Source organism: Chryseobacterium shigense (assembly GCF_014207845.1).
Lineage (GTDB): Bacteria > Bacteroidota > Bacteroidia > Flavobacteriales > Weeksellaceae > Chryseobacterium > Chryseobacterium shigense_A.
The window spans coordinates 217,512-236,439 of record NZ_JACHLC010000003.1; the positions used below are offsets into that span (position 1 = coordinate 217,512).

Annotated in this window: 20 protein-coding genes and 1 riboswitch; of the genes, 16 read left to right on the plus strand and 4 right to left on the minus strand. The window is 36.3% G+C overall.

Features of this window, described 5'->3' with window-relative positions; genetic code table 11:
• Positions 1–104: 104 nt before the first annotated feature.
• The 8 genes from HNP36_RS13705 (at position 105) to HNP36_RS13740 (ending at position 5,700) form a co-directional block, all read left to right on the plus strand.
• Complete coding sequence (locus HNP36_RS13705) at positions 105–1,754, plus strand: heavy metal translocating P-type ATPase (protein ID WP_410494189.1); 1,650 nt, start codon at positions 105–107, stop codon at positions 1,752–1,754.
• A gap of 236 nt (positions 1,755–1,990) precedes the next feature.
• Positions 1,991–2,353, plus strand: a complete 363-nt coding sequence (locus tag HNP36_RS13710; RefSeq protein ID WP_184164638.1) for a hypothetical protein — start codon at positions 1,991–1,993, stop codon at positions 2,351–2,353.
• A 177-nt stretch (positions 2,354–2,530) separates the two neighbouring features.
• Positions 2,531–2,806, plus strand: a complete 276-nt coding sequence (locus tag HNP36_RS13715; RefSeq protein ID WP_184164641.1) for a YHS domain-containing protein — start codon at positions 2,531–2,533, stop codon at positions 2,804–2,806.
• Complete coding sequence (locus tag HNP36_RS13720; RefSeq protein WP_184164644.1) at positions 2,793–3,476, plus strand: SCO family protein; 684 nt, start codon at positions 2,793–2,795, stop codon at positions 3,474–3,476. The genes HNP36_RS13715 and HNP36_RS13720 overlap by 14 nt, the downstream gene beginning before the upstream one ends.
• 175 nt (positions 3,477–3,651) lie before the next feature.
• Positions 3,652–4,326 (plus strand): superoxide dismutase, encoded by a 675-nt coding sequence (locus tag HNP36_RS13725; RefSeq protein ID WP_184164647.1) that lies wholly within the window; start codon positions 3,652–3,654, stop codon positions 4,324–4,326.
• 3 nt (positions 4,327–4,329) lie between these two features.
• Entirely contained in the window at positions 4,330–4,698 is a 369-nt protein-coding gene (locus HNP36_RS13730; protein WP_184164650.1) for a hypothetical protein, read from the plus strand.
• 259 nt (positions 4,699–4,957) lie between these two features.
• The gene (locus HNP36_RS13735; protein WP_228456375.1) at positions 4,958–5,362 is read left to right on the plus strand and encodes an MbnP family protein; all 405 of its coding nucleotides are present in this window, start codon (positions 4,958–4,960) and stop codon (positions 5,360–5,362) included.
• Between the two features lie 122 nt (positions 5,363–5,484).
• The gene (locus HNP36_RS13740; protein ID WP_184164653.1) at positions 5,485–5,700 is read left to right on the plus strand and encodes a hypothetical protein; all 216 of its coding nucleotides are present in this window, start codon (positions 5,485–5,487) and stop codon (positions 5,698–5,700) included.
• A gap of 8 nt (positions 5,701–5,708) precedes the next feature.
• Here the strand turns inward: HNP36_RS13740 and HNP36_RS13745 are convergent, their stop codons facing one another.
• On the minus strand, positions 5,709–6,029 hold the full coding sequence (locus tag HNP36_RS13745; RefSeq protein ID WP_184164656.1) for a hypothetical protein: 321 nt from the start codon (positions 6,027–6,029) through the stop codon (positions 5,709–5,711).
• 106 nt (positions 6,030–6,135) lie between these two features.
• On the minus strand, positions 6,136–6,897 hold the full coding sequence (locus tag HNP36_RS13750) for a T9SS type A sorting domain-containing protein (RefSeq protein WP_184164659.1): 762 nt from the start codon (positions 6,895–6,897) through the stop codon (positions 6,136–6,138).
• A gap of 484 nt (positions 6,898–7,381) precedes the next feature.
• Here HNP36_RS13750 and HNP36_RS13755 point away from each other — a divergent pair, with 484 nt between their 5' ends.
• Positions 7,382–8,308, plus strand: a complete 927-nt coding sequence (locus tag HNP36_RS13755) for an IS1595 family transposase (protein WP_184164662.1) — start codon at positions 7,382–7,384, stop codon at positions 8,306–8,308.
• Positions 8,309–8,364: 56 nt separating this feature from the next.
• Here the strand turns inward: HNP36_RS13755 and HNP36_RS13760 are convergent, their stop codons facing one another.
• Positions 8,365–8,598 (minus strand): hypothetical protein, encoded by a 234-nt coding sequence (locus tag HNP36_RS13760; RefSeq protein WP_184164665.1) that lies wholly within the window; start codon positions 8,596–8,598, stop codon positions 8,365–8,367.
• A gap of 90 nt (positions 8,599–8,688) precedes the next feature.
• Positions 8,689–8,976 carry a hypothetical protein gene (locus tag HNP36_RS13765; RefSeq protein ID WP_184164668.1) on the minus strand — a complete coding sequence of 96 codons (288 nt, stop codon included), beginning with the start codon at positions 8,974–8,976 and terminating at the stop codon, positions 8,689–8,691.
• Between the two features lie 104 nt (positions 8,977–9,080).
• Between HNP36_RS13765 and HNP36_RS13770 the strand changes: the two genes are divergently transcribed.
• The 7 genes from HNP36_RS13770 (at position 9,081) to HNP36_RS13800 (ending at position 18,731) form a co-directional block, all read left to right on the plus strand.
• Positions 9,081–9,536, plus strand: coding sequence for an MbnP family protein (locus HNP36_RS13770; protein ID WP_228456377.1), 456 nt, complete (start codon positions 9,081–9,083; stop codon positions 9,534–9,536).
• The gene (locus HNP36_RS13775; RefSeq protein ID WP_184164671.1) at positions 9,529–10,575 is read left to right on the plus strand and encodes a cytochrome-c peroxidase; all 1,047 of its coding nucleotides are present in this window, start codon (positions 9,529–9,531) and stop codon (positions 10,573–10,575) included. Before HNP36_RS13770 ends, HNP36_RS13775 begins: the two co-directional genes overlap by 8 nt.
• A gap of 8 nt (positions 10,576–10,583) precedes the next feature.
• The gene (locus HNP36_RS13780; RefSeq protein WP_184164674.1) at positions 10,584–11,522 is read left to right on the plus strand and encodes a transporter; all 939 of its coding nucleotides are present in this window, start codon (positions 10,584–10,586) and stop codon (positions 11,520–11,522) included.
• Between the two features lie 214 nt (positions 11,523–11,736).
• Positions 11,737–11,922, plus strand: a riboswitch (cobalamin riboswitch).
• 115 nt (positions 11,923–12,037) lie between these two features.
• The gene (locus HNP36_RS13785; RefSeq protein WP_184164678.1) at positions 12,038–14,068 is read left to right on the plus strand and encodes a TonB-dependent receptor plug domain-containing protein; all 2,031 of its coding nucleotides are present in this window, start codon (positions 12,038–12,040) and stop codon (positions 14,066–14,068) included.
• A complete protein-coding gene (locus HNP36_RS13790) occupies positions 14,065–15,198 on the plus strand; it encodes a YncE family protein (protein ID WP_184164682.1) in 1,134 nt (377 codons plus the stop codon). Before HNP36_RS13785 ends, HNP36_RS13790 begins: the two co-directional genes overlap by 4 nt.
• A gap of 9 nt (positions 15,199–15,207) precedes the next feature.
• Positions 15,208–16,416, plus strand: a complete 1,209-nt coding sequence (locus HNP36_RS13795; RefSeq protein ID WP_184164685.1) for a cell surface protein — start codon at positions 15,208–15,210, stop codon at positions 16,414–16,416.
• Positions 16,417–16,448: 32 nt separating this feature from the next.
• The gene (locus tag HNP36_RS13800) at positions 16,449–18,731 is read left to right on the plus strand and encodes a DUF5074 domain-containing protein (protein ID WP_184164689.1); all 2,283 of its coding nucleotides are present in this window, start codon (positions 16,449–16,451) and stop codon (positions 18,729–18,731) included.
• Positions 18,732–18,928: the final 197 nt, after the last annotated feature.

The following is an 18,928-nucleotide window of genomic DNA, read 5'->3' on the forward strand; positions in this document are numbered from 1 at the left end:
GCCTGGTGTGGTACCTTGCTGCCTATATTCCTGTAGGCCTTCCTGTTTTGAAAGAAGCTTATGAAAGCATCGTCCAGGGAGATGTCTTCTCCGAATTTTTCCTGATGGGAATTGCGACAGTAGGTGCATTTGCAATTGGAGAATATCCGGAAGGAGTCGCCGTAATGCTTTTCTACTCGGTAGGTGAAGTATTTCAGGGAATGGCTGTTTCAAGAGCAAAAGGAAATATCAAAGCTTTGCTGGATCAGCGTCCTGATGAGGTAACGATTATTGAAGCCAGTCAGCCTAAGACCATTAAAGCAAAAGAAACCAAAATAGGAGACATCATTCAGCTGAAACCGGGCGAAAAACTGGCGTTGGATGGTGAACTGATGACAGAATCAGCATCATTCAATACAGCTGCACTCACCGGAGAAAGCAAACCGGATACTAAAACGAGAGGCGAAGCAGTATTGGCAGGAATGATCAATATGAACAGTATTGCCCTTGTGAAAGTAAATACAGCTTACGAAGACAGTAAACTCAGTAAAATTCTCGAACTGGTGCAAAATGCCACCGCACAGAAAGCCCCGACTGAATTATTCATTAGGAAATTCGCCAAAGTATATACACCCATTGTTGTTTTTCTTGCCATAGGAATCTGCCTCCTTCCTTATTTCTTTGTGAATGATTACATATTCAGGGACTGGCTTTACAGAGCATTGGTTTTCCTTGTGATATCTTGCCCTTGTGCATTGGTAATCTCCATCCCGTTAGGATATTTTGGCGGAATTGGAGCAGCAAGCAGAAATGGAATACTTTTTAAAGGAAGTAACTTTTTAGACAGTATTGCTGAGATTCAGAATGTAGTGATGGATAAAACAGGGACCATGACAGAAGGTGTATTCAAAGTACAGGAAGTGAATATTAAACCTGAATTCAATAAAGAAGAAATCTTAAAGCTTGTCAATGCACTCGAAAGCAAAAGCACACATCCTGTAGCCACAGCAATACATAATTATGCAGGTGAAATTGATTATTCCATTCCATTGGAAAATGTAGAAGAAATTGCAGGGCATGGATTAAAAGCAATGGTGAATGGGAAAGAGCTGCTTGTAGGAAATTTTAAGCTGATGGATAAATTCAATATCAGCTACGATATCAATCATACTAACATTGTATATACACTTATTGCTATAGCCTACGATAAAAAATTTGCGGGCTACATTACCATTGCAGACAGTATAAAAAGTGATGCAAAGGAAACCGTTGACAGCCTGCACAGAATGGGGGTAAAAGCAACCATGCTAAGCGGTGATAAAAGCACTGTTGTACAATATGTTGCTGAGCAGCTCGGTATCGACAGTGCTTTTGGGGATCTTTTACCGGAAGATAAAGTGAATAAGGTAAAAGAGATCAAAGCAAAAAATCAGACCGTAGCTTTTGTGGGAGATGGCGTAAATGATGCTCCGGTAGTTGCCTTAAGTGACGTAGGAATTGCTATGGGCGGACTTGGAAGCGATGCCACCATTGAAACCGCCGATGTGGTTATTCAGGATGATAAACCGGGTAAAATTCCAATGGCGATCAATATTGGGAAGCAGACCAAAAAGATAGTCTGGCAGAATATTATCCTGGCCTTTGCTGTAAAAGCTGTTGTGTTGGCACTTGGAGCCGGAGGTTTGGCAACCATGTGGGAAGCTGTATTTGCAGATGTAGGAGTTGCTTTACTGGCCATCTTAAATGCAGTAAGAATTCAAAGAATGAAGTTTTAGTTAAGAGTCCGCACATCGTAAGTGAAAAATAAAACATACGAATTTAAACAAAATCAAAAATCTGCTTAATCTGCAAAATCAGCGAGATAAAAAAATCTCCGTTACAACTGTAGCGGAGATTTGCTTTTCCGTCAGCTTCGGCTCATCACCTTGCCATCAAAAAATAACAATGACATTCATCATAAATAAAGCATAAACCCAATTTGAGTAGTATATTTGTAAAACAGAACTGATCATTGAGATTTTTTATTTCCATATTCATCATTTTTACCATCGCATTACGCCCTGTTTTGCCATTGGTAAACTATGCTGTGAACTATGATTATATTGTAAAAAATCTCTGTGAGAACAGAAACATTCCGCAATCAACTTGTAAAGGGAAATGCTACGTTAGCAAAGAACTTGCAAAAACTGAAAAGCAATCCAGTAATTCCCAGGTTATGAAAATTTCTGTACTGGATGTTTTTGTTACCCATGAAACACTGTCATTTTCAGCTCATAAGTCTTACGACTTGGAATCACAGTCTGTGAATTCAAGGGATGTCATAGATCACTCTTCTGATTATTTTTCACGGATTTTCCATCCTCCTTTATCATAATTTTTAATTTAAACTAAGCATTTAGTTGATTTGAATTTTTCTGTAAATATTCATTGCCAATAAATATTTTTGGGATAAAATCTACTGTACTCAACAATAGAAAGGTTTATATTAAGTTTAGTTTAAGAATCAGCCAATTTTATCCAATACCACTATTAATTTCAATTTAAAATTAAAATGAAATCAAAAATTATTTTAACTGCATTTTTGTCAGTTTCGTTATTTGCGTGTGCTCAGGAAACGCCTAAAGTAAAGCATAAAAAAAGTACTTCATCTTCAAAATCAATAGCAAAAAAAGTAAAATTTGCCAACGCAGAAGACCCGATCTGCCATATGAAAACAGAAGACGATATGAAGGATACCGTAGTATACAAAAATAAAACGTACGGTTTTTGCAGTACCTATTGTAAAGACGAATTCAAAAAAAGTCCTGAGAAGTATGTCCAGAAATAAAAAAGCTGATACCGGAACGAAAAGAAAAATAATCATTCCGATTGTGATCTTTGCACTGCTTTTTCTGGGAATAGGTGTGGGCATGGGGTATTTTAAAAAGAATCTGTATACCGTAATGAAAGTTCCCGGTTTTGAACTTACAGATCAGAATAACAGGAAAATTACCAATAAAGATATGCTGGGAAGAGTATATCTCGTAGAGTTTTTTTTCAGCAGATGCCCCACTATCTGCCCTGTGATGAACCGCAATATGAGGTTTATTGAAGATGAGGTAAACAGCCCCGATTTTGGAATTATTTCCATAAGCATAGATCCGGAAAATGATACACCGGAAGTATTGAAACAACATGCCAGAAGTGTAGGAGCAAAATCCCAGGACTGGCATTTTCTTACCGGAGACAGAGATTATATCGGAAAGCTGGCGGACCAGTTCAATATTTATGTAGGAGATAAGGAAGATGAGAGTGAAAGTCTTAACCACAGCGGTATGATTGCCCTTGTAGATAAAGAAGGAAACATCCGTTGCAGGTATAATAAAGACAATATGCCGATCCTTTATTATTCAGGTCTGAATTATGAAGATCCGGAAGGGAGAACACCAAAACTCAACGGGAAATATCATCCGGACCGGGAAATATTGATTGAGGATATTAAGAAATTATTGAAATAAAGAAGGATGGAAGATGGAAGGCAGAAGATGGGAGTTATTGATAAGGTAAGTTTCAATGGTTCTCATCAGTTTTAATTGAATAGAGTAGTTTTCAGACTGAAATAACTTCCCTCTTCCATCCTCCACCTCCCTTTCTTTAAATAAAAAATATTGTTAAACCATAAAACAAAACATTATGAAGATTTTGAAAATAGCAGCTTTAAGTGCCGTATTTGCTGCACAATTCGCTTTTGGGCAGTTCAAGCAGACACCGCTTCCGTATGCCTACAACGCATTGGAAGGTTCAGTAGATGCCCAGACTATGGAAATTCACTATTCAAAACATGCTGCAGCGTATGTAGCCAATTTGAATAAAGCCATTGCGGGAACACCTCAGGAAAAGCAGACCCTTTTTCAGATCCTTTCAGGAGTTTCCAAACTTAGCCCGGCAGTAAGAAATAATGCCGGAGGACACTATAACCATGAGCTTTTCTGGACAGTGCTTACTCCTGTAAAAAATACACAGCCTTCTGAAAAACTGACAAAAGCCATCAATGAAACCTTCGGAAGCATGGATGCATTCAAAGAGAAAATAGGCAAAGCAGGGGCAGAACGTTTCGGTTCCGGATGGGCATGGCTTTCTGTAGATAAGAATGGAAAACTGTTTGTTTCTTCAACACCAAATCAGGATAACCCTTTAATGGATGTAGTAGAGGAAAAAGGAACTCCAATTTTAGGGATTGATGTCTGGGAACATGCCTATTATCTGAAATATCAAAATAAAAGAGCAGATTATCTTGCCGCCATCTGGAACGTGCTGAACTGGAAAGAAGTAAGCAGAAGATACGATGAAGCAGTAAGCAAAAAATAAAAAATGAACTTAGTTTGCAGCATATTCCTCACTTTTTACATGGCGTTCAGACCACTGATCCCATTGATGGAGTATGCTGTAAATTATGACTATATTTCCACAGTTCTTTGTATCAATAAGAGCAAGCCGGAGCTTCATTGCAACGGAAAATGCTATTTGAGCAAAGAACTCTCGAAGACGAACGATTCAGATTCCTCGCCTTTGAATAAAACTAAGAATTCAGGACAAAAAATCCTGGATATCTGCACACTTCCTGAAATTACTACAATCCAAAAAGCAGAGAAGTTTCTTTCTTTAAACTTCAGTTTTCTCTACGAAACAGCCTATTCTTTTCTGTTTCTGAAACAAATTTTCAAACCGCCGGTTTTTTAAGCTCAATTTTAATCATCACAAGCCACAAGAGTTTTAACACTTTGTTCAGCTGTATTTTTAAATAATTTTTGAAAATATAGTCTTACATAGATAATCACAGATTATCAAAAAAACTTAAGTGTTCTTCTATTTGGTTTTTCACATACACTTTGAATAGCTGAAGTGTCCAAAAACTTTTGTGTCTTTTGTGGTTTAAAAAAATGAATGTTCACTCATTCAAAAGCATTTCTATTTCAAAAATTCAACTTAAAAAATCAAAATGAAAATCTACAAATTTTTATCATTATTATGTATTGCCATTACTTTATTCACCTTATCATCTTGCCGGAACACTGATAACGATGATCCACAGGATACCACATCAGGAAGTTTACAACTCAAATTTGAAAACGGATTCAGTAACCTGGGTGATATCGTATTAAATCAAACAGTACAGACATCTGTTGCCGGGCAAAAACATACATTCTCAACCCTGAAATATGTCATCAGTAATATCGCATTAATTGATGAAAACGGAAATGAATTCAAATACAATGAAAATAACCCTGATAAAGGAGCTTTTATCATAGATCAGGCAGATGCCGTAGCCGGAATTATTTATATTGACCTGAACGGAATTCCGAAGAATAATTATAAAAAAATAAGGTATCTATATACAATTTGACACCAACTTTAAAATCTATTAATAGAACTATCTTATAGTGATTCTTATTTACGGATTTTATATAAAGAAAAAGAGGACTTTGTGTCCTCTTTTTGAATAATATAACTTAAAATTAATCCCAAATGGAAAATACAGAAAACAAAAACATCGAAAAAATTACTAATGAAGAATTATTTCAAGAATTTAAAAGACGTGGATTTTACACAATACCAAATGAAATAAAACCAGATAGACCCTTAAATTATATTGTAGTAGCCATTGAAAAACCTAATTGTGATATTTTCGTAGATTATAAACATGATGTAGAAAAATATAGAACAGGTTTTATTAACTTCTGAAAAATACGTTATTCTATAGTTTTAAGATTATACGCTTTCACTATACCATCAACTTTTGCTATTGTCAGACCAAAATCTTCCCAAACTGTTTGAATTGAATTTATAACTATTGTACCTACTTCGTCTTCATTATCAATTAAGTTTCCTTCGTCATCCTTAATTTCATCAAATGAGCAATATTGCCCCCTTGGTAACTGATATAAAATTTCATTAACAATAAGTTTTTTTGAAAATTTGTTTTCAAACATAACGTCATGAAGATCATCGTAATCAGCATCTTCAGAATTATATAGTTCAATACGAATTAGAAAGGTTGAGATTTTTTTCATAATATTTTAATTTTCACAAAATTACAAAGAAAAATACCAGATTTATTACGGAAAACCATAATAAAATCCCACTTTTTGTCAGTGGGATTATTATTTGAAGTCAATTTTAATTCTTAATAAACTTGGAACTCAACTCTCCAATTTTATAGATATAAATTCCTTTTGTAAGAGTTTCAACATCAATAGCTATTTTGTCCTCATTAGAACTGAAAACTTTATTCATAACCAACTTTCCTGATGTATCATATATTTGAACCTTATTAGCTCCATTATCTGGGTTTATAATGTTCAATATTTTGTTTGTAGGAATTGGAAATGCAGATAGTTTATTTTGAGATTGGACTTCTTTTGCTGCAAGTGAAGTCGTCGAAAGATTATAGATTTCAGTAGAGTTTATTGTGACTTTGTATAGCCTTAATTTATTAGTATTGGTTGTATTGTCATGATAAACATAGAAATCAAATTCATCATCAAATCTATAATTTTCTCCAAAGTCTTTAACTATTTGTCCGTCTTCATTAAAGATTACAATTTTGTTTATAAGACCATTATCATACTTACTAAAAACAACAACAATTTCTAAAAGATTATCTGTATTAAAAATGTTTTTAGATAGAATGAAATTGTTATAAGAACTTATATTCATTGAATACCCTGTTGGAATAGTTGGTGAAAATTGTTTTTTCAATGTGTGATTAGCATTGTAAATCTTAACTGTTGTAAGATTCTGACCAACAGAATAATAATTTGTTTCAGTTGCATTTGTATAAACTTGTAGATTCTCTGATGTGTAAGTTGTTTCAAGTGTGATTTGACTAAATGCAAAATTTGTAGCCATTATAGCTACTGATAGTAGGATTTTTTTCATGGTTTAAAATAGGTTTTCTAATAGTTTAAACTTTACAAAACTATTTTGTAAAGGGTTAATTTCCTTACGGAAATCCATAATGCAATAAATCATAAATGTGATTTTTAATTTCTTCCGAGTCCCGAAGAAGAATTGTTATTAGATAAAAAAGAAAGCGTGGGACTGCTAACTAATTCTCTAACGGGCTCTGGTAAGCCATGGACGAATAAGCAACAGCCCACGCCATAAAAGTATAGCGTAGGTCAGTTTACTTATTATCGTCCTAAATAATTTACCAGATTCGTTAGAGACAATAAGTTTACACCTTCTTAATGTGTTCGAAAAATGTTTTATAGATATGTTATATCCATAATTTTAAACAAATATAAAGAGTTTTTCTGAAGATGAATAATCTTGTTTTTATTTAGCAAAACTTTAGCGTTACATTCCATGAAACATCTTATAAAATCCCCATTTTCCGGACTATATGTTCAAATGAGAACATATGGATATTTTAAATCAATTGAAGTTTAAATCTATTAGGGAATTGATAAACACATTCAATACTGAACAAAAATGTATAGATTTTTTAGAACAAATTTTTTGGAATGGAGAGCCCGTTTCGCCATTTGACAAGACATCAAAAGTTTATAAATGTAAGCATAAATACAAGTGTAAAAACACAGGGAAGTATTTCACTATAAGACATATCCCATTATTTAAGAACTCAAATATAAAGTTTCAGGATTGGATAATAGCAATATGGTTTTTTACAAGTCATAAAGGTAGTTTATCGTCAATGCAATTACATAGAGATTCAGGCTTGACACAAAAGACTACATGGTTGCTATTACACAAATTAAGAGAGTTTTGTAAGTTTGAGAATTTTACTTTATTGTCAGGAGATATTGAAGTTGATGAAACATTTATAGGTGGGAAAAATAAAAATCGACACGCTAATAAAAAGGTTAAAAAATCGCAAGGAAGAAGTTTAATCGATAAAGTTCCTGTTTTTGGATTGGTACAACGAGGTGGTAAAGCTGTCATTATGGTTGTGGGATCTACAAAACGTGAAGAATTAGAACCTTGGATTTTAAAAATTGCTGAAATGACCAGTACTGTTCATTCTGACGAATGGCCAGGGTATGATGGTTTGCCTAAGTATATTAATCATTTAAGAGTAAACCATAAAAAGAAAGAATACGTGAATGGAACAACTCATACAAATACAATAGAAAATATTTGGAGTAATATTAAACGAGCTATTTTTGGTGTTTATAGAGTTATTTCAAGAAACCATATACAAGCATATCTTCATGAATTTGTTCTAAGATATAACACAAGAAAAATGAGCCCAAATGAAAGATTTATGCATTTGATTTCAAACATCAAAGGACGCAATTTGACTTACAATAAATTGGTAACAAAATAAAAATAGCCTTCTATATGAAGACTATTTGGTAATAATATGTTGATTTTCATAATCAATTACAATGTATCAAGATGATAACCTTTATCAGCTAAAATCTTTTTCTCATCTTCAGAAAAAATCTCATTATAATCATCGATGTAGATTTCTGTATTTTGTAACTTTAGTTCATTGATGTGGTCATCAATTTCTTTGGTTAATTCATCAATAGTATTAAAGAAACAAGATTTTGCTGTAAGATTATCATTTTCGTCTTTTATACATGCTGTTATAAGCCTTTCGTTATTTTCCATTTTGAATATTTTATATAGTTATATACAGATATTCAAAATTTAAGTTTTTGAGTTAATTTTAAATATTAAGAACAGTATATTAAATCTAAATTATTTTAGTTCTTCAAGTAATTGGTTAAGATTAAACTGATATTCACGTTTTATGTCTGTACTAAATCGAGAGTCATAAACTTGCTTACGCCGTGAAATACTATCAAAATCACTTGCTTGTTTTAATACATATTCTTTCATTAATTGGTTGTAATTTGAGGTATCAAACAATAGAAATATTGAAGATTTTACTAAATTTTCTAAGGCTTCTATTTTAGCTTTAAGTTGTGCATTTTCACATATAATTTCATCATGAAATTTCATGAAATCATCTGATAAATCATCCATAATTAAAAGTTAAGATTTCTTCCAAAAATAGTGAAAAATAATAAAAAATACTACCTATGTGGAATAGATAATATTTTTAAATGTTGGTGTCAAATTGTATGTAGGTGCCAAAAATAAAATTCGGTTTGGGGATCAGTCAGAAAGCTTATCTGCTGGGGCAGGACGGTCAGGCAGAATTCTGGAACAAAGCCAAGCAGAAAGGGATGTCCTGGTCCTGGTCAGCAGGTTATATTTTCGTAAAACTGGAAGGAAAATACGGAGCAACTGCAGCAGATATGGAATTCATGAATCACACAGGAAATATGGGAAATGTAACCGCTAATAATACTCCCGACCTTTACCGGGAAATTACGTTGAATCTTCCCACTACTGCCAGAGTAACATCGCAGATAAAACCTTCCGTACATATCCTTTCAGATCTCAATCAGTTTCTGAGCGGAAGTAAGTCTCTTACCTTAGATACAGCCAATAATATGATGATGGGATCAAGTCAGCATCTGGTAGACGTTACAGATAACCTTACAGCAATGTTTAAAGTAGATCATGTACACAATGATTAAGATTGTATTAAAGATAATATTGGTTATCATTGTTTTTTCAGGTTGCATATCCTGTTCTGATGAGGTGATCCAGCCACTTGAAAAAGATGAATCTTATCCGTTGCAGTTTCCGTCTTATTTCCCTGAAATGACTTTTGATGCATCCGGAAATCCCATTACCAAAAACGGAGTGGAGTTGGGCAGAAAATTATTTTATGAAGGAAGACTATCGAGAAATAATACCATTTCATGCGGGTTTTGTCATATTCAGGAAAATGCTTTTACCCATCACGGCCATAATGTAAGTCATGGAGTTGATGACAGAATCGGAACCAGAAATGCACCACCTGTTCAGAATATGGCTTTTCTGAAAAGATATATGTGGGACGGGGTAATTCATAACCTGAACGAGCAGCCCATCATTCCCATTACAGATGCCAATGAAATGGACAGTTCAATGCCTGATGTCATTTCCAAACTAAAAGACGACCAGAAATATAAAAAACTCTTCATGGCAGCTTATGGCGATGAAAATGTGACCGGAGAGAGAATATTAAAAGCATTGTCACAATTTATGGCAAGCATGATCTCTGCAGATTCAAAATATGACAGAATGAAACAGGGAAAAGAAATTTTCTCTTCTGAAGAATCTCAGGGAATGGCTCTTTTTCAGCAGAAATGTGCTTCATGTCACAGCGGGGAATTATTTACCGATGAAAGCTTCAGGAATTCAGGAATGTATTATAATGAACAGTTCAAAGATGCGGGCCGTTACCGCGTAACCCTGGACCAGAAAGACTGGATGAAATTCCGTGTGCCAAGTCTCAGAAATGTAGAATATACCGCACCTTATATGCATGACGGCAGATTTTATACATTGGAAGCAGTTCTTAATTTCTATTCAGATAGTGTGGAAGATAATCCCAACCTTGATCCGCAGCTGAAACAGAACGGTCATGTCGGTATTGCAATGAACGGTCAGGAAAAGCAGTTGATCATTGTATTCCTGAAAACCCTGTCTGATAAAAATTTTATTTCCAATCCAAAATTTGCAGAATGAAAATAATCATGAACAGAATAATTTTTATACTCAGCCTGACTTTATCATTGACATATCAGGCTAAAATAATGAATGACAGCCTTTATATTGGAAATGAAATCAGCAGAATGCTGGATGATTGTGACGCATGTGGCTGTGCAGCCGGAAACGGCTCTTCAGGTTTTGAATCTTTATTGAATCCCCAGTTTATTGGTGTAAAGTATTTTGCCCAGCATTATAAGGCCAAAGAAAACCTTTTTGTAAAAAATCTCACACAGGACCAGTATTTCAATACGCTTCAGGTTTGGGGTAAAATTCCTTTGACAAAGAAGCTCAGTATTTACGCCAGCCTGCCTTTCCATTTTCATGAGAAGAAAACAATGCGGGGGGATATCAATATTAACGGTATCGGAGATATGAATCTCATGGGAATATACAGGTTAATCAGTTCCGAAGATAATTTTCATCAGCTCAATGGCGGTTTTGGGGTAAAAATTCCCTTAGGTAAATTTGATGAAAAAGGAATCTCAGGTGTCAATCCAAGTTTTCAGCTGGGAACGGGAAGCTGGGACTATCAGGCTGCATTGAATTATAAATTTCAGAAAAATAAACTGGCAGTTCTGATTAATACAGATTATACCGTGAAAACAGAGAACAAGAAACATTACCGCTTCGGAAATCAATGGAATTACGCAATGACAGGATTTTATCAGGTCGCAGGAAACGAAAAAACAATTTTTTCTGCCAAAGCCGGACTTCAGGGTGAAGTTTATGATAAGAATAAACAGTTTGATGAAGTATTACCCAACACAGCCGGAAGCGCTTTGTATGGAAAGTTTGGTTTTGAGGCTTCTTATAAAAAATTCAGTTTGGGTGGGGAAGTAATGTTACCCACTTATTCCAATCTTGCAGGAGGAGATATTGAAGCGAAATCCCGGTTCAGTATTTTTATCAATTTTGGAATCTGACAGGAGTGGTGGCTTCGAGAGCCTCAGCCACCAAATATGGGTTATTCAATGTTCATTATTAATAGAAATATTGTACTCTTAATTATAATTTCTAAAAACTGGTGGCCGAGGTTCTCGAAGCCACCAGTTTTAGTATATCACTCAACAAATCTGCTCTTTTCATAGTATTGAGAATTAATTTATTATGCCGTGTATTGCATCTGTCAATAATTTTCTATCTTTGCCACAATCTGGTGCGCTGTAAAAAGCACTTAAAAGGGAATCCGGTGAAAATCCGGAACAGACCCGCTGCTGTAAGCTCCACATCAAAGTTTTTGAAGATTATATCCACTGTTTTTTAATGGGAAGGATTTCAAAAACGGAGTAAGTCAGAAGACCTGCCGGAGGATGAACGTTTGATGCTTTCGTGGAATAAAGCTTAGGACAACAATAACTTTGTGCAGTATCAGCTGTGCTTTGTTGTTGCTACCTTATACCTATATCCATTAGCAGGCATCATTATTCCAAATGAGCTAATGGTCGGAAAACTTACTGTTTCACGGTTTCAAAAAGGAGTTGTCATATTGTTTGTGATAACCTCACAACTTATATTCTCTCAATCCAGAGATACCATCCGGGAGAAAACCATTCTTCCGGTCCGGATTTACAAAAAAGACTTTAAAGAAATTCTTCCTGCTCAGGTTCTTTCCGGGGAACAGCTCGAAAGACTGAACAGCCAGTCTGTTGCCGATGCTTTACGGTATTTTTCCGGAGTACAGATCAAAGATTACGGCGGGATGGGCGGTTTGAAAACGGTCAATATCAGAAGCATGGGAAGCCAGCATGTGGGAGTGTTTTACGATGGAATTCAGCTTGGGAATGCCCAGAATGGAGTAGTGGATCTTGGAAAATTCTCACTGGATGATATTGAGTCGGTTTCATTGTATAACGGTCAGAAAAGCGAAATTTTTCAGCCGGCAAAGGATTTCGGGTCCTCAGGATCTATTTATCTTCAGCCTAAAGTACCGGTTTTTAAAGAGGATCGGAAAACCAATTTAATAGTTAAACTTAAGCTCGGTTCCATTAGCTTATTCAACCCTTCATTTCGTTTAGAACAGAAGATTTCAGATAAAGTTTCAGCAAGTTTCAGCTCGGAATTTGTGCAGAGCGACGGCTTGTATAAGTATAAATATGAAAAAAAGAATTCAGATGGATCTGTTGCCAATGATACTATTGCCAGAAGATACGATTCTTATATCCGAGGCAAACGTTTTGAAGCTGCTTTTAACGGGACCATTAATGACGGAAGCTGGAATGTACGCGGTTACGGGTATATTTCGGAACGGGGAATTCCTACAGCCATTGTAAACAATGACTTTGGCCCGAAAGGACAGCAAATGCTGGATGAAAACTATTTTGTGCAGGCCGGTTTCAGGAAAAAACTGTTTCCAAAATTTGAAACTCAGGTTAAAGCCAAATTTGCTTATGATTATTCCAGATTCCTGGATACCGTTAATGTAGCTACAACCGTTTTGCCTATAGATAATTCTTATGTTCAGAGGGAACTTTATTTTTCTTCATCAAACATTTACTCCATCAACAAAAACTGGGATGTGAGCGCAAGCTTTGATCTTCAGTATAATAATCTGGATGCGAGTTTGAGGGATTTCTCATATCCAACGCGGTATACTTCATTACTGGCTTTTGCAACAACTTATCAGTGGAACAGATTCAAATTTCTTGGAAGCGTTCTTGGAACTTTTGTTCATGAAAATGTAGAAAAAAATGCAAAATCGCCTGATAAAACGGAATGGACACCTTCTGCATTTCTCAGTTACCAGCCTTTTGAATCAAATAATTTTACAGTAAGAGCATTTTATAAAAGGATTTTCAGGATGCCGACTTTCAACGACCTGTATTATACCATGATTGGAAATACCATGCTGAAGCCTGAATATACCAGCCAATATGATATAGGATTTACTTATCAGAAACTTTATGACCATCATTTTTTTAAAGGAATTTATGCGAAAGTGGATGGTTATTATAACGAAGTAGAAAATAAGATCGTAGCCGTTCCTACAACCAATTTATTCAGGTGGATGATGACAAATCTGGGTGATGTAAGGATTATAGGGGCAGATGTAAATATACAGGCTGAATTTGATTTAAATAAGATCAAATTAAGACCTCTTGTAAGCTACACCTATCAGCGTGCCGGAGATTATACTGATAAAAAAGAGGATTATTACGGCGATCAGATTCCTTATGTGCCGTGGCATGCCGTGACCTTTACCATGATGGCAGATTATAAGGACTGGAGCTTCAACTACAGTTTTATGTACACGGGAGAACGCTATGACGCACAGCTCAATAATATCAGGGCTAATTATCTTCAGCCGTGGTATACCCATGATTTATCTGTTCAGAAGAAATTCAGCTGGCATTCTTATCAGTTCAAAGCCAGTTTTGAGGTGAATAATGTTCTCAATCAATATTATGACGTGGTAAGGAACTATCCTATGCCCGGAAGAAATTTTAAACTCATTGTAAGCTTTACATTATGAAAAAACTAAACTTTTGCCTGCTGGCTTTTACCATTTTCTTCCTGTTCTCATGCCGGACGGATGATTATGTAGTCCCGTCTGAAAAAGATGAGGTAAGTACAGGTGAAGATACTCCCATTAAAGGTTTTTATCTTTTAAACGAAGGAAATATGGGCAGCAACAAATGTACACTGGACTATTTCGATTATGCTACAGGAACTTATCACAGGAACATTTATGCGGAGATCAACCCGGATGTGGTAAAAGAGCTGGGTGACGTGGGAAATGACATCATGATTTACGGAAGCAAAATGTATGTTGTCGTTAATGTTTCCAATAAAATTGAGGTACTGGACGCTAAAACTGCAAAACGCATCAAGACGATACAGCTTCAAAATTGCCGGTATATGTCTTTTAAAGGCAAAAAAGTGTACGTAAGCAGTTACGCAGGCCCCGTTGAGCTGAACCCAAATTCTCCACCGGGAAAAGTAGTTGAAATCGACACGGCTTCTCTTGCCATAGAAAGACAGGTTGTGGTGGGGTACCAGCCTGAGGAAATGGAGATTATAGGCGATCAGCTTTTTGTTGCGAATTCCGGGGGGTATATGTTCCCGAATTATGACAGAACTGTTTCTGTTATTGATCTCAACAGTTTTACACAGACAAAGAAAATTGATGTGGCTATCAATCTTCATCGTTTGCAGAAAGATAATTACGGTGATCTTTATGTGAGCTCAAGGGGAGATTATTACAATATCCCGTCAAGCCTGTTTCTTGTAGATGCGGTTACCGGAACTGTGAAAAAAGATTTCCATGTCGCAGTAAGCGGAATGACCATCGTGAATGACAAGTTGTATTACTACGGAAATGAATTCAATTATAATACACATACTTACGTAAAAACCTTCGGGATTATTGATGTAAAAACCGAGCAGGTCATTGCCACTAAAATTATTGATCAACAATATGCCGATGAAATAAAAGCCCCTTACGGAATTGCTGTAAACCCTTATACAGAAGACATCTATCTTACAGATGCCAGAAATTATGTGACTACCGGATATGTGTACTGTTTCGATAAAAACGGGAAATTCAAATGGAAAACCGAAGGCGGAAATATCCCCGCTCATTTTACCTTCTTATATAAATAATCAGAAAAAATGGAAAGAAAGACGATTCAAATTATAAAAACTGTGCTTTTCTCTTCAATTGTATTGGCAGTAACAGCCTGTAAAAGTGATACTGAAGAAGTAGCGGAAGAAGTGACATTTCCTGCGGAAGTTCTTAAAGAAGCTTATACAATTGACAGATTAAAACTTTTAAATATAAATCCCAAAATTGAAGGACAGCTAACCTGGAGCATTAACGATTCCATCATTTCTGATCATCTTCAGCTGGACTTTGTAAGCGCTTATATAAAAACATATCCTTTAACCTTAAAGGTAGAACTGAAAGGAGCAGTGAAGACTTATCAGTCAAAGATTATTGTGAATAAAGAACAAACGCCTTACAGTAAATACATCGCCAATGTTTTCGAATTCCGTCCCGCTGCCGGGCAGTTCATCAACGAAGTTCCCGAGTATGTAACCGGAAATACTGAAGCGAATATGCTTCAAAAAGCAAAGGAGTCATTGGTTGGAGGAAATTCCACCATGATTACGTTGGGAGGTTTCGGGGGATATGTTTCTTTTGGTTTCGACCATACAATTCCAAACCTTGAAGGAAGGGATTTCAAAATCCTGGGAAATGCATTCTGGGGAAATAATTCCAGTACAGCCAGAACAGGATCATGTGAACCCGGAATTATCATGGTTGGCTACGACAAGAATAAAAATGGCAAACCGGATGAAGACGAATGGTACGAAATTGCCGGCAGCGAATACTTTAAAAATTCAACTACAAAAAATTATAACATCACCTACTTCAAACCCAATGAAAATAAGCCCCCCGTTCCCGGAAGTGAGTTTTGGCAGACTGATGTGGAGTACATCAAATGGCAGGACAATTTTGGGAATTCTGGATTTAAAACTAAAAATACCTTCCATGCACAAAGCTATTATCCTCTATGGCTCCAGACTGCTTCTTACAGCCTGACCGGAACCAGACTTAAGGATAATTTTTACGACCAGAGCGGAACGGGGACTTATTGGGTGGGAACATCCTATGATTATGGATACGCAGACAATGCACCCAACAATGATGAAGCCTCAAATATTGATATTTCCTGGGCAGTAGATCAAAACGGAAAATATGTAAAACTTCCGGGTATCGATTTTATCAAGGTTTATACAGGAGTCAATCAGGAGGCCGGTTGGTTGGGAGAAATTTCTACCGAAGTGGCGGGAGCCTATGATCTGCATTTTAATTAATAAAGACTACAAAATTTAATAAATAGTTTAAAATGAAAAAGTTTTACCTTTTTACCGTACTGTTTCTGTTTACGTTCTTTGCGAATGCACAGATAAAAGTACAGGGTGTGCCCCGCAATGATATTCCGGGCACAATCAGCAGCAATCAGCTGAATACAGCCGTAACCACCAATATCAGTTTTTCTGATATCCAGTATTGGGTGGGAAGCGGAACAAATGAAGCAGCTTTTGTTGTTCAGTGGAACGACAGTAAGAATCCTGATGCTCTTGTGTGGGGATTCAGATGGAATGGCAATGCAACCGGAGAAGATATGCTGAAGGCGATTGCCCAGGCAGATCACAGGTTTTTTACATTGCTTTATCCGGGAACCCAGTTCGGAACAGCAATCGGAGGATTAGGCTTTGACCTGAACGGACAGAATACCAATGCGCTTTACAAAAACGGAAATACTACATATCCTCTTTACCCTGTAAGTGGCATCGTCAATACAGCGGCTTATGATTTTGATGATTATACCGCAGCAGATGCCGGAGATCATTGGGGGTCGGGATGGTATAACAGCTACTGGTCTTATTGGGTAAAAGATCCTACAGATGCCGATTTCGGATATTCCGGAGTGGGGGCTTCTTCCCGTGTGCTTCAGAACGGTTCATGGGATGTATGGAATTTTAACCCGGGAATGAATTCTTTTCCGGTTTCTTCAACATTGACACCGGTTTCTTCTTACGTTGCTTCCACCAATTTTACGAATGGTTATTTTATGGTGAATGAAGAATGGTTCGGGCATACCAACGGATCGGTAAACTTTATTGACAATAACGGACAAGTTAATTACCGTGTTTACAGCAATGCGAATAATAATCATGCCTTTGGAGCAACAACCCAATACGGGACGATCTATGGTGATAAATTTTATTTTGTCTCCAAGCAGGCTGCAGATGGGGGAGATACTCAATATACTCCGGGTGGAAGACTGGTTGTGGCAAATGCACAAACGATGCAGAAAATTGCCGGGTTTAATAATATCGGCGGTGGTGACGGAAGGTCTTTTGTAGGCGTTAATGAAAATAAAGGCTACATTGGAGCTTCTAACGGGATATTTGTATTTGATATCGCTAATTTACAGGTAGGAAACCTGATTGCCGGAACAGGCGGAGGTGGTCAGTATGCAGGGCAGATCGGGAACATGATCCGTTCTTCCAAATATGTGTTTGCTGTAAAGCAGTCTGCCGGAATTCTGGTTATAGATCCTGCTAATGATACCCTGATTAATACTATACCCGGAGCTTTCCATTCTATTGTTCAGGCAAAAGACGGAAGTATCTGGGCGATCCAGGATCAGAAAGTGGTGAATATTCACCCGACAACTTTTGCTACAACTTCATATAATATTCCCACAACGAAATACCTGGGTTCATGGGGAGCCTGGAATGCCGGAAGCTTTTCAGCAAGCAGTAAGCAGAATGTTTTATACTGGATCAATTCCATTAACAGTTTCAGCTCCGGAACACAGATTGTGAAATTTGACGTAACAACAAAAACCTTTAATGAAAATTTTGCAGCAATTCCTGGGCAAACAGGAACTTATAAACAAATTCCTTACGGTGCCGGACTTCGTGTAAACCCCGTATCCGATGAACTGATCCTAAATACTACGGAAAGTGGTTTTGGTGCTCATTACCAGAAAAACTGGATTCATACTATAAATATCAGCGGAACTATTACAAACACGAAAATACTTAATGATTATTACTGGTTCCCGGCTTTGGCAGTATTCCCTGACAATACGCTACCGGCAGTAAGTAATACTTTCCCGTCACAGGTTAATGTGAATTCCACATCAACAATTGATCTGAAAACCATTGTTTCGGATGAAGACAATCTTTCTTCTGCGATTGTAAAAACAGTTAAATCAAACTCAAATCCAGCAGCTGTTTCTGCAGTAATCAATGCTAATGATGAACTTGTTTTAACTCCATTAGCTTCCGGAACCGCCGATATCAGGATCAGTTTTAATTCAAACGGAAAAGTAATTGAGAAAATACTCACCGTAAACAGTACTGCTTCTACTTTAGCTACTGCTGAAGTGAAGAAAATTGAGTTCAGTATCTATCCGAATCCGGTGACAGATATTCTTACCATTAAAACTCAGGAGAAAATCTTAAATGTTTCTGTTTATGATGCTTCAGGTAAGTTGGTAAATACACAGCTTAACAACAGTCAGATTAATGTAAGTACGCTTCCTAACGGAATGTATATTCTGAAGGCTGTAACTGATAAAGGAGTATATCAACAGAAATTGATCAAGAAATAGTTTTCACAGTCTATTTTATTTCAATGGATCGGCGGCCCGAAGGGCCGCCGATTTTTTATAGGTTATTAATGTTTAACCATAGAAAATATCATATTGTTTTTTATTGAATGTGAATGACTGCGTTATATTCTACAATTCGAAAATACTTCTTAGTAAATGTTTTGGGATATTAATTCTATGTTTTATTTCTTTCGTCC